Origin of the sequence: Mesorhizobium sp. WSM4306 (assembly GCF_007003975.1) — a bacterium.
Taxonomy (GTDB): domain Bacteria; phylum Pseudomonadota; class Alphaproteobacteria; order Rhizobiales; family Rhizobiaceae; genus Mesorhizobium.
In genome coordinates this window covers 64,307-75,316 of the sequence record NZ_VFTC01000030.1, presented here as the reverse complement: position 1 = coordinate 75,316, position 11,010 = coordinate 64,307, and the positions used below count along the sequence as shown (strand labels likewise).

Here is an 11,010-nt window from a genome sequence, read left to right as displayed (position 1 = left end):
CCTCAATGCAAAAGCACGCGACGCGAGAACCGAATTCGCAAATGCAACTTGACACCCCAGATAGTCGCTCTCCCCCACTTTGTGGGGGCGAGGAACCCAAGCCTTTCGAGTGCGCGGCTTTAGAGATTAGCGTTTCCTCGCCCCCATGAAATGGGGGAGAGGTGGCCGCGCAGCGGACGGAGAGGGGGCTGGCGCTGCCATATGCGATTGCCCTGCCCACGGTCGACGTAACCGTCAATTTCCAGAAATCTTAATCGCCCTGTCGGGACGAACCGACCCCGCCCGTCCTTGGATCAAAGATTTCCATGAACCAAACGCAGCGCTGAAGCGACCAACGCTCAGGCAGGGAACTTTTGGCTGAACGACCATGAAAACGGCATCGAGACTTCTTCAGATCATCGCGCTCAGCGCCTGTTTCACCGCGCAGGCCCATGGCGCCTTCTCGATGCCGGGCGTGCGACAGGCCATGCGGACCATGGCCGGATCGACCGGCCAGAGCGCGCCTGATGTAACCTACACCGTTTCCCTGTCCGCCTAGGCGAGATCCGGCTGCTCCGAGACTTCCTCCTGGGCTGCCGCAGGCGGGGCCATCTGCCGTCGCGAGATATCCTTGACGACCTCCAGAAAGGCCAGGCTCAAGAACACGCTGACGACATCGGAGGCCATCATTGCCAGACTTGCATTCTGCAGTTCCGGAATTTCCTCCGCCTTCAGGGTGAGCCGAAAAGCGACCCGGTCGAATATGTTGGAGGCGAGCCAGACCAACCACCAGATCGCCAAAATGCCCGGCGCCGACTCTGTCTTCCAGCTTTTCGATCCGCCGCTCGCCCGCCAGATTTCAGCCATCGCCTGATATGGTTTCCAGAGATTGGCGACCGGGATGAAGTACCAGCCGATCGCCCAATTCGGCGTGAATTCCATATCCGTGGCGCCGAGCGCCCTGGCGTTCTTGTTGGCCAGCCTTATCCAGGCGAGGATGCTTATTCCCGCCACAAGCCAGAGAATGACCTGGATGATGCCGACAATCCTCTGCCTGTTGTCGTTCGAATCGGCGGCCGCCGAAACGTCGTACTCAAGGCTTCCAGTTCCGCTGCCGATATCGACCAGAAGCTGGAACTCGAAATAGCCGGACACGACAGCGATGACGTCGACCGCTATGAGGACCCACAAGATACGGATCACCCAAGTGGTGCTTGCCGAGAAATTCTTGAAGATGCTCACGCCAGCCCACTCCTCGTCCGCGCCCTGCACAAGCTAGACGCGCAAAGGCCGACGCTCAAGCGGTCAGCACACGATCGGTGAGGTCAGGCCGCGAGTCCGCCGGCTTGAGTCAGCAAAAACGCCTCGCCGCAGGCTTTCGCCAGATTGCGCACGCGCAGGATGTAACTCTGCCGTTCGGTCACCGAAATCACGCCGCGCGCATCGAGCAGGTTGAAGACGTGGCTTGCCTTGATGCACTGGTCATAGGCCGGGAAGACCATGCGGTGCATCGGCAGATTGTCGTTCGAGGCCGGAGCGCCGGCCGCCAGCAGCGCCTTGCATTCGGCTTCGGCGTCCTCGAAATGCCGGAGCAGCATCGCGGTGTTGGCATATTCGAAATTGTGCCTGGAATATTCCTGCTCGGCCTGCAGGAAGACCTCGCCATAGGTGACTTTTTCGGCGCCTTCGCGGCCGTTGAAGTTGAGGTCGTAGACATTGTCGACGCCCTGCACATACATGGCCAGCCGCTCCAGGCCGTAGGTCAGTTCTCCCGCCACCGGCGCGCATTCGATGCCGCAGACCTGCTGGAAATAGGTGAATTGCGATACTTCCATGCCGTCGCACCAGCACTCCCAGCCAAGTCCCCAGGCGCCCAGCGTTGGGCTTGCCCAGTCGTCCTCGACGAAGCGGATATCGTGCAGCAGCGGATCGACGCCGATCGCCTCGAGCGAGCCGAGATAGAGCTCCTGCAGATTCGGCGGGTTGGGCTTCAGGATCACCTGGTACTGGTAATAATGCTGCAGCCGGTTGGGATTCTCGCCATAACGGCCGTCCTTCGGCCGGCGCGAGGGCTGGACATAGGCGGCGTTCCAGCCCCGGGGCCCAAGCGCGCGCAGCGTGGTGGCCGGATGGAAGGTGCCGGCGCCGACCTCCATGTCGTAGGGCTGCAGGATGACGCAACCATAGGCGGCCCAGTAATTGTGCAGGGTCAGGATCAGCCCCTGGAACGAGCGGCTGGGATGCATATGGTCTGACGTCACGGCGGCCTCGGAACGCTGAGATGAAGACATTCCCTAGTTGCCGGGCCGGCAAGCGTCAAGGCAGCGCCTTACGCCGCCTTGCCCCGAGAGGTTGAACGCTTTGCTTCTCGCTGGCCCATTGCCGGACGGCGCCGCCGGCCCTCTGCTGAGCTCAGTTCCACCGACAAAGGTTCAGCCATGCAAGGCCAGTCCATCGTGCGCCCCATCACCCGGCAGGATTACGAGCAATGGCTGCCGCTGTGGGACGGCTACAACGCTTTTTACGGCCGCTCGGGAGAAACCGCCCTGCCCGGCGACATCACCGCAATGACCTGGTCGCGCTTCTTCGATGCCTATGAGCCGATGCATGCGCTGGTCGCCGAGAGCGAGGGCAAGCTTCTCGGCCTCGTGCACTATCTCTACCACCGCACCACCACGGCGATTTCGCCGAACTGCTATCTGCAGGACCTTTTCACCAGCGAAGCGTCACGCGGCAAAGGCATTGGCCGGGCGCTGATCGAAGGCGTGTACAAGCGGGCGCAAGCCGCAGGCTCGGGCCGCGTCTACTGGCTGACGCACGAGACCAACCACACGGCGATGAAGCTTTACGACAAGATCGGCGAGCTTTCGGGGTTTGTCGTCTATCGAAAAACGTTCTGAAAATAAAAACGGGGCTCAGTGAGCCCCGTTTGATCAGAAGTATGTGCCTCACCCCTTCGGCGCAGCCGCCGGTGCGACCGGCTTGACCTTCGGGGTTTCCTGCGCGGTGTTGGATTCGATTGGCGGCAGACCCTTCATCAGCTTCTGCTGCAAGGTGGCCAGCACATCGGGATCGGGCTTCAGGTCGCGCGCCTGGTTCCACTGGAAGGTGGCTTCCAGTTTGCGGCCGACGCGCCAATAGGCATCGCCGAGATGGTCGTTGAGCACCGGATCTTCCGGCTTCAGCGACACGGCGCGCTCCATTTCGCGCACGGCGTCGTCGAACCGGCCCATGCGGAAATAGGCCCAGCCCAGCGAATCGACGATGTAGCCATCGCTTGGCCTGAGGTCGACGGCCTTCTGGATCATCGCCAGGCCTTCCTTGAGGTTCATGTTCATGTCGACCCAGGAATAGCCGAGATAGTTCAGCACCTGCGGCTGGTCGGGGAACAGTTCCAGCGCCTTGCGGAAATTCGGTTCGGCCTTCGGCCATTCCTTCAGCCGCTCATAGGCGATGCCGCGCTGGTAGTAGATGTTCCAGTTGGCATTGGTCGGCGTCTTCAGCACCGCGACCGCCTTGTCATAGAGGGTGGCGGCGGAGCGGAAATCCTCCTTCGAGGCATAGACCCCGCCCAGCGCCAGATAGGCGCGCATGTCGTCGGGGTGGGCGTCGACGAAGGCCTTCAGATGGGCGATCGCCTCATCGTGACGGTTGAGATCGGCAAGGTTGAGGCCGAGCTGCAGGTCGGAAAGCTCCTTCAGCGGCGAGGAGGCTGGAATGCGGCGGTAGAGCGCAATGGCGCCTTCGCTGTCCTTCAGCTGCTCCGCAACGGCGGCAAGCTGTACCAAAGCGGCGTCGCTGTCGGGCTTCAGCGCCAGCGCATATTGCAGATAAAGGCGCACGAACGGCTCGCCGCCGCCGCGATTGAGCGCGATGGCGAGGTCAAGCAGGATTTCGGAGGCGCCTTCCGACGGGCTGGAGACGAAGGGCTCGATCTTGTCGCCCTTGCTGATCCTGTCGCGAAGCGCCTGGATGTCGAGCTTGCCCGGCGCGAACGCCTCGGCCTTGTCGAGCACGTAGAGCGCCTTGTTCTTGTCGCCCTTGCGCGCCAGGAAAGACGCATAGGCCTGGGCGTTGCGCATCCATGTCTCGGGCGCAGCACCGCCGGCCGTGGTGTCGGTCAGGGTCGCGTCATAGAGCGCATCGGCCTTGTCCGACATGCCTGAGGCATCGGCGATCAGCGCGCGGTGGAAGGACTTGAACAGGCCGAACCAGTCGGGCCCCTGCAGCTTGTCGATGGAGGCCATCGCCTCGGTGGCATTGCCGGCGCCCTCTTGTGCCCAGCCGGACATGACGCCGGAAATCAGCCGGTCGAGATCGGATTCGAGCGACAGTTTGAGCCAGTATTGCGCCTTGGTGAAATCCTTCTTGTGGAAGGAATCGACCGCCAGCGCCAGCCGCGAGAAGCGCTCGACATCGGGAACTTCCTTGAGCTTGTCGGCATAGACAAGCGATTCCTCGAAGCGCCCCTGCGCGATCAGCGACAGCATCAGGCTTTGCTGCAGCGAGGTATCGCCGGGATTGAAGGCCAGCGCCTGCTTGTAATAGGCGATGGCATTGTCGAGGTCGTTGTCGCCTTCGGCGGTGCGCGCGGCGAGATAGGCGCCCGAGAAGGATGTGATCTTGACCGGGTCGGTCGATTCCTTGGCGTAGGCGGGCAGCGGAGAAATCGCCATCCCTGCCACAATTGCCAGCCCCGCGAGCCAGCGCGCACGTCCTTGCCGCATCGTATCCCTTTCAGCCAAGCGCCATCCCGCGTCCGCGCGGAGAAGCCACAGACTCGATGTTTCCAGACAAAGCATGGCCTTTTTGGGGTCAGGCTTCAATCCGGGCCGAATTCACAATCGGGTCACCCGATTAACAAACCATGGCGACGCACAACATAGTCAGGACGGAATAATAGCAGATCGGACTTGAGAGCTACAGCCTGACATCGCGATATCCGCCTGCCGCGACAGTGGTGCACAGGCCGGCCCACTCGCAATCTTGGCAGGCCTCGCGCGTCACGCCGGCTGAAAAGGCCGCGCGCAGGCTGGCCAATGTTGCTGCGTCGAGGCTGAGGCGGGCGCCGGCCCGGATCGGCCGGGCCAGCAATTTTTCGACGTCGCGGGCCGCTAGTTCATCCCGGCCAGCCGCACTTTCGCGCAGACAATGCGGCTCCGGTTCGCCGAGCAGCGGCGCGCAGATATCGTCGGGGCCGGAGACGATAAGAATATCCTCGCCCCGGCCAAGACGTTTCGCGATCGCGTCATAATTGGCGACAAAGGCTGCGCTGTAGCCCTTGCCGACATAGGTCAGCAGGCAAAGCAGGTGGTGGGCGCGCAGCCTGACGGTCATCGGTTCTACAATGCGGTCTTGGCCTGATCAGCCTTGTTGCCGGAAAACAGCTTGAGCGTCGCGGCGCCGAGCGCTGACTTGAGCAAGCCGCCGACGAGGAAGGGCAGGAAACCGAAGGTGATGGCCTGTTCGGCGCTGATCATGGCGGCGAGCCATGCCGTGCCGAGAACCAGACAGGCGAGGTTACCGAGGACCATGGCGGCGAAGGCGAGCATTACCCGGTTGCCGTTCCAGCCGCGTTCGGCCAGCCAGCCGACAAGCGCGCCGACAAGCGGGAAGGCGAAGAGATAACCGCCCGTTGGTCCGACGAAATGCGACGCACCCGCTGCCCCTCCGGCCAGAACCGGAAAGCCTACGGCGCCCTCGACGAGCCAGGCCGCAATGGTGATGGCGCCAAGCCGCCAGCCATAGAGCGCGCCAATCAGCGTTACGGCGAAGGTCTGCATGGTCACGGGCACCGGCACCATCGGCACTTCGATGTAAGACGACAGCGCCAGGAACAGCGTGCCGAGAACGACGGCTCCGACCTGCCAGCCAAGTGAGCGGGTCTGCAGGCGCAACGGGCTGAAGGAGGGCTTGGCGGGCGAAAAGGCGATGTCGGTCATGGCGGGCTTCCCCGGCTGGTTTAAAATTATAGATAATTTTGTTGTTCGATCTATTATCGAATCCATATTTACACGGGGATGGCAAGGGGTGAGGTGGAATTGGCCATGGATTTCGTCATTCTAATGCATGTCGCCCAGAAGTGTGCTGCGGTTCTGGGACAACGACATGCATCAAAACAAAGACTTAAAGCGCGTCGCTTGAATCCGTTTCAGCGCGACGCGCTTTAGGGCGAAGCAAGGACCGGAGCGACGCAGCGCAGACCCTGGAATCCATGCCGTTACTTAGGAGCGTTGCAAGGGTGCGGAATTCTGCTCCGCTGCAGCCTTGGCCAAGGTCGCGGCACGGATCCTTGGGTCTTCGCTCCGCTTCGCGTCGCTACGCCCAAGGATGACGAAGCTGAGCGGCCGCAGCTAATCGCCGCTGCGGCCCTTACCCGACAATAGCAAACGCTTCGCGCATCTTGCCGGAGGCGGTCTTGACCGGCTTCTGGCCGATCCACTGCACGTGCCGGCCAAGGGTGGCGGCAGCCGATTCGATGTTGCCTTGCCTGAGTGCGCTGAGAATTGCGCGGTGATCCTGGTCGGTGCGGATTTCCCATTCCGAGCGCCAGGCGGCGAACAGGAAGCGCGCGCTTGCTGCATGCAAATCGTCGATGGTGGTGATGAGCCGCGGCATGCCGCAGGGCGCCAGGATCAGCCGGTGGAAAGTGCGGTTGGCTTCCTCCCAGGAGCGGACATCGCGGGATTTGTCGCCGGCCTTTGTGGCCTCTTCGGCAAGGTTGAGAATGGCCGCCGTCAGGTGCGGCGCGGCATGGCGCAGCGCCAGAACTTCGAGCGCCGCCCGCATTTCGGCGACTTCCCTGACCTCGCCGAGATCGAAAGCGGCAACGCGCACGCCTCGCCTGGGCTCGCCGATCGCCAGCCCTTGCGCCTCCAGACGCCGGAAGGCCTCGCGCACCGGGACATGGCTGGTCTGGAACTCCTCGGCGATGTGATCCTGCCGCAGCCGGGCCCCCGGCTCGATCGCGCCCGATATGATGCGGTCGGCCAGCACCTTGCTGATGCGCACGGCGATGGTGTCGTCTGCGGTCTTTGCCATGTTTTATAGATAATTTGCGCCGCAGCCGATTGTCGAGACCGCTGAGTGCGATTTACAACTCAGGCTGGTTCGTTCCTCACCGGACGAACACTATGTCGCCACCTAGAGCGTTTCACCGTTTCACGGAAACGGCGAGCCGCTCTATCTCTTTGTTTTTACGCAATTCCGGACGGAAAACCGCAGACACTTTTCCTGGAATTGCTCTAGAGCAGCAACGCAAAACCCGCTGCCTTATTGACGCTTTCCTTAACGATCGCCAGAGCGCCTTTCACGATTTTTTCGAGCGCTGCCTCCGTCATTACCGTCAGCATAGCTAAAGTTGCGATGACATGGAACCTCGCGTTTTTTAGATGTGCTTTGGCACGGACTTGGCTGAGCTCTCCGTTTGCATATGCTTCAACGATCAGAGCTATACGCTGGGCCAATCCTCGGAATTCCACGGTGGCTGCAGTCGCCATAGCCTTCCAGCTGCCTCCAGCAATCTGAGTTGCCTGGGAGATGATCCTCGAGCCCATATCTTCGAAATCAAGAGCCATGATGTTTCCTCCTCAGTAATTCTTCGCACGCAAGGCCGTCAAAGCAACACGCACGGCCGCGTCGATCTCCTGGCCGTCGATCAAGGCCACGGTTGGTGTAAGCCGGCCCGCATCCTTGTGGTCAGCTTCGAGCTCGTCCTCTCTTATGCGAATGTTACGAATGGTGATCGAAATGCAGTTCCCAGATACGTTCGGAGGCGACTTATCGGCCACACCGCCTACCTGACCCTCGGCCTTAGCAAGGGCTATTTCGCCGGTATCAAAACCCGTCGATGCGATAAGCTGAAGAGCTTTCGCTATGGGACATGTTCTGCTGCTGAGAACATCGGCCCTCAGTTGCAGATTGGAGAGGCTCGCAGCCGCGGCCGCATAGTATTTTTTGGCGCCGTCGGACTCATAAGACCCTTTTGGTGTCCCGGCGTTCACTTGCATGGTTTTGATGAACTCGGCCGCCGACTTCTGAAAGGCGTTCAGTTCGTCGTCGATGGCTTTGTCGTACGGCTCGCCGATTGCAAATGAGGTGCAACCGGCCAAGAGCAGGCAAAACACGACAATAAGAATTCTGTTCATATGACAATGCCCCCCCAGCAAGGTCCCGATACAGCGAGCCAAGTCCCCACCTGGCCGCTGCTCCCATCCCAATGCAAGATTTTAACAAAGCCTACCTTCACCAGGCAGACAGCAGCAACGGTCCCCGACCAATGTCGAGACAAAGCAGATTTTTGCAAACTTCGAAGGGGTTTATTCTCTCTTACGGAGCTTAAAACGCCCACCCATCATAGATAGAAATACTGTCTTGCTTTGGAGTCAACTCTGAAAATAATATTTCTCTTGACCAAGATCATCGCGGAGAGTCGCTCACTTGAATTTTGCGCGACATCGGCCAACAAGTGGCGAAGTTTGGACGTCTCTATAATGCAGCGAAATGGGCTGCACTGTGAAGTATTTCACGGACGCCGGAATATCCCTGCCGGCCAGTACTGAGCTGGAGCCGATCCAGATCATGCCAGTCGCATGGCGGGCTTCAGTTCACCCGGCTGATGCAGAAGTCGATGACGTCGATCAGCGCTGATTTCTGCGGCGTCGCTTCCAGCGGCGCCAGCGCGTCGCGGGCGATCTCGCCGAAATGGCGGGCTCGCCCGATCGTGTCGGCAATCGCGCCATGGCGGGTCATCAGGCCGATCGCCTTTTCCAACCCGGCATCGTCGGTGACATTGTCCTCGATGGCGCGCTTCCAGAAAGTACGTTCGGCCTTGGTGCCACGCCGGTAGGCGAGGATCACCGGCAGCGTCACCTTGCCCTCGCGGAAATCGTCGCCGACATTCTTGCCCAACTCCTGGCTGGAGCCGCCATAATCCAGCGCATCGTCGATAAGCTGGAAGGCAAGGCCGAGATTCATGCCGTAGGAGCGTAGTGCGGCGCGATCGTTGCGCGTCGCCAGCGCGATGACTGGGCCAACCTCGGCGGCGGCCGAGAACAGTGCGGCGGTCTTGGCTTTGATGACCGCGAAATGCTCGTCCTCGGTGGTGTCGAGGTTCTTGGCGGCGGCCAGTTGCATCACCTCGCCCTCGGCGATGATGGAGGCGGCGCTGGACAGGATGTCGAGCGCTTCGAGCGAGCCGACATCGACCATCATGCGGAAAGCCTGGCCGAGCAGGAAATCGCCGACCAGCACGCTGGCCTGGTTGCCCCAGATCATGCGGGCGGTCTTCTTGCCGCGGCGCATGCCGCTCTCGTCAACGACATCGTCATGGAGCAGCGTGGCGGTGTGCATGAACTCGACCGAGGTGGCGAGCTTGACGTGGCCCTCGCCGGAGTAGCCGAACATCTGGGCGGCGGCGAGTGTGAGCATGGGACGCAGCCTCTTGCCACCCGACGAGATCAGATGGTTGGCGACCTCCGGAATCATCTCGACGTCGGAGCCGGCCTTGGACAGGATCAATTCGTTGACGCGGCCCATATCGGCTGATGTCAGCTCGATGAGATCCTTGATGGAAGCGGGTTCCCGCTTCCCGTTTTCGATGTTGAGAACGACACCCACCAACAAACACTCCCGTCTTGATCACATGTGCGACGGCACCCTGGTCCCTGCAAGGACTCTAGGGCGGCACATACCGGCACGGCAAGAGGCGAATTGGCGCGGCTGCGGTGACGGCGTGTCAACATTCGAGATTGAGCATGGCGTTGCCCGAAAACCGCTTCACACTTTTCGGCACCATGCTCCAGCGTTTACATCAACGATGCAACCTGCGAACTTCATCCGATGATAGAACTCGTCCGCACCAACGATGCCGTGATCATCTCCTTTGTCGAATCGCTGATGCGCGATGCCGGCATTGCCTGCTTCGTCGCCGATCAGAACATGAGCATTCTCGAAGGGTCGATCGGTCTTTTGCAGAAGCGCGTCATGGTCGACGCCGACCAGGCCGATCAGGCGCGGCGTATCCTGAAAGACGCCGGCATCGAGAACGAAATCCGCCAGAAATAATGGCTGAAGCGAGCGCCCTCGCCGGTGACACGCCGGCCCACACGGTCGATGCCTTCCATCGCGGCCGCTTCTGGCTGGTGCAGCCCAGGACCGGCCATCGCGCCGGCATGGACGCCATGATGTTGGCGGCGGCGGTGCCGTCCGCCTTTGCCGGACGGTTGGCCGATTTCGGCGCCGGCGCGGGTGCGGCAGGCCTTGCGGTGCTGTCTCGCTGCCCGGCGGCTGAGGTTGTGCTTGTCGAACGCTCCGCCGAGATGGCGGGATTCGCCGCGACGACACTCGCCCATCCCGGCAATGCGCATCTCGGCAACCGCGCCTCGGTGCTGACAGCCGATGTCACGCTGTCGGGCCGGGCGCGCACGCAGGCCGGCCTTGCCGACAATTCCTTCGATTTCGTTATCATGAACCCGCCCTTCAACGCCTCCGAGGACCGCGCCACACCTGACCCGCTGCGCAGGCAGGCGCATGTCATGGAAGACGGACTGTTCGAAAGCTGGATCAGAAGTGCGGCCGCCGTCGCAAAACCCCGCGGTGGCCTGGCCGTCATCGCGCGGCCTGAACAGCTCCGCGATCTCCTTGATGCCTTGTCGGGCCGCTTCGGCGACGCCGAGATGCTGGCCGTCCACCCTCGCCCCGAAGCCGCTGCGATCCGCATTGTCGTGCGGGCGGCGCTCGGCGCGCGTGGAAAATTGTCGATCCGCCCGCCTTTGATGCTGCATGCCGAGACGGGCGACGGCCCGTCGGAACGGACCGAGATGATCAACAACGGACTGGCGTCGTTGTTCAGCGATTGATTTTGGGGCTGAGCATGCCGTTGCCGCAAAGCGGCAGCGCGACATGCATTCGCCCCAAAACCGCGGCATTGCCGTTGGCCAGCAAATCCCTACATGCCCAGAGCAAGATCCGCGCCGCCCGAGGAATTTCTTCCAAAACTGATCTATCTTGCTCTTTTGCCACTGGAGACAG

14 protein-coding genes are annotated in these 11,010 nt (G+C 61.3%); 4 read left to right on the top strand and 10 right to left on the bottom strand.

What is annotated here, in order from left to right:
* The first annotated feature begins 367 nt into the window (after window positions 1-367).
* Entirely contained in the window at window positions 368-538 is a 171-nt protein-coding gene (locus FJV77_RS32540; RefSeq protein WP_185970442.1) for a hypothetical protein, read from the top strand.
* Here the strand turns inward: FJV77_RS32540 and FJV77_RS27005 are convergent.
* Complete coding sequence (locus FJV77_RS27005) at window positions 535-1,221, bottom strand: DUF4328 domain-containing protein (RefSeq protein ID WP_185970441.1); 687 nt, start codon at window positions 1,219-1,221, stop codon at window positions 535-537. The two genes, FJV77_RS32540 and FJV77_RS27005, sit on opposite strands and share 4 nt — an antisense overlap.
* Window positions 1,222-1,304: 83 nt before the next feature.
* The gene (locus FJV77_RS27000) at window positions 1,305-2,270 is read right to left on the bottom strand and encodes a glycine--tRNA ligase subunit alpha (protein WP_142869564.1); all 966 of its coding nucleotides are present in this window, start codon (window positions 2,268-2,270) and stop codon (window positions 1,305-1,307) included.
* 147 nt (window positions 2,271-2,417) lie between these two features.
* Here FJV77_RS27000 and FJV77_RS26995 point away from each other — a divergent pair, with 147 nt between their 5' ends.
* Entirely contained in the window at window positions 2,418-2,879 is a 462-nt protein-coding gene (locus tag FJV77_RS26995) for a GNAT family N-acetyltransferase (protein WP_142869563.1), read from the top strand.
* Between the two features lie 48 nt (window positions 2,880-2,927).
* On the opposite strand, the gene FJV77_RS26990 is transcribed toward FJV77_RS26995, so the two are convergent.
* The 7 genes from FJV77_RS26990 to FJV77_RS26960 form a co-directional block, all read right to left on the bottom strand.
* Window positions 2,928-4,706, bottom strand: coding sequence for a tetratricopeptide repeat protein (locus tag FJV77_RS26990; RefSeq protein WP_142869571.1), 1,779 nt, complete (start codon window positions 4,704-4,706; stop codon window positions 2,928-2,930).
* 193 nt (window positions 4,707-4,899) lie between these two features.
* Window positions 4,900-5,316, bottom strand: coding sequence for a DUF1284 domain-containing protein (locus FJV77_RS26985; protein ID WP_142869562.1), 417 nt, complete (start codon window positions 5,314-5,316; stop codon window positions 4,900-4,902).
* A gap of 5 nt (window positions 5,317-5,321) precedes the next feature.
* A complete protein-coding gene (locus FJV77_RS26980) occupies window positions 5,322-5,921 on the bottom strand; it encodes a biotin transporter BioY (protein WP_142869561.1) in 600 nt (199 codons plus the stop codon).
* A 430-nt stretch (window positions 5,922-6,351) separates the two neighbouring features.
* Window positions 6,352-7,020: a GntR family transcriptional regulator gene (locus FJV77_RS26975; protein ID WP_142869560.1), complete on the bottom strand. Its 669-nt coding sequence runs from the start codon at window positions 7,018-7,020 to the stop codon at window positions 6,352-6,354.
* 203 nt (window positions 7,021-7,223) lie between these two features.
* On the bottom strand, window positions 7,224-7,556 hold the full coding sequence (locus tag FJV77_RS26970; protein ID WP_142869559.1) for a hypothetical protein: 333 nt from the start codon (window positions 7,554-7,556) through the stop codon (window positions 7,224-7,226).
* Window positions 7,557-7,568: 12 nt separating this feature from the next.
* Window positions 7,569-8,126 (bottom strand): hypothetical protein, encoded by a 558-nt coding sequence (locus tag FJV77_RS26965; RefSeq protein ID WP_142869558.1) that lies wholly within the window; start codon window positions 8,124-8,126, stop codon window positions 7,569-7,571.
* A gap of 454 nt (window positions 8,127-8,580) precedes the next feature.
* Window positions 8,581-9,597, bottom strand: a complete 1,017-nt coding sequence (locus FJV77_RS26960) for a polyprenyl synthetase family protein (protein ID WP_112566998.1) — start codon at window positions 9,595-9,597, stop codon at window positions 8,581-8,583.
* A 222-nt stretch (window positions 9,598-9,819) separates the two neighbouring features.
* Here FJV77_RS26960 and FJV77_RS26955 point away from each other — a divergent pair, with 222 nt between their 5' ends.
* Window positions 9,820-10,044 carry a DUF2007 domain-containing protein gene (locus tag FJV77_RS26955; protein WP_112567065.1) on the top strand — a complete coding sequence of 75 codons (225 nt, stop codon included), beginning with the start codon at window positions 9,820-9,822 and terminating at the stop codon, window positions 10,042-10,044.
* Window positions 10,044-10,838: a tRNA1(Val) (adenine(37)-N6)-methyltransferase gene (locus FJV77_RS26950; protein ID WP_185970440.1), complete on the top strand. Its 795-nt coding sequence runs from the start codon at window positions 10,044-10,046 to the stop codon at window positions 10,836-10,838. Before FJV77_RS26955 ends, FJV77_RS26950 begins: the two co-directional genes overlap by 1 nt.
* Here the strand turns inward: FJV77_RS26950 and FJV77_RS32535 are convergent.
* Window positions 10,828-11,001 carry a hypothetical protein gene (locus tag FJV77_RS32535; RefSeq protein WP_185970439.1) on the bottom strand — a complete coding sequence of 58 codons (174 nt, stop codon included), beginning with the start codon at window positions 10,999-11,001 and terminating at the stop codon, window positions 10,828-10,830. The genes FJV77_RS26950 and FJV77_RS32535 overlap by 11 nt on opposite strands.
* Window positions 11,002-11,010 lie beyond the last annotated feature (9 nt).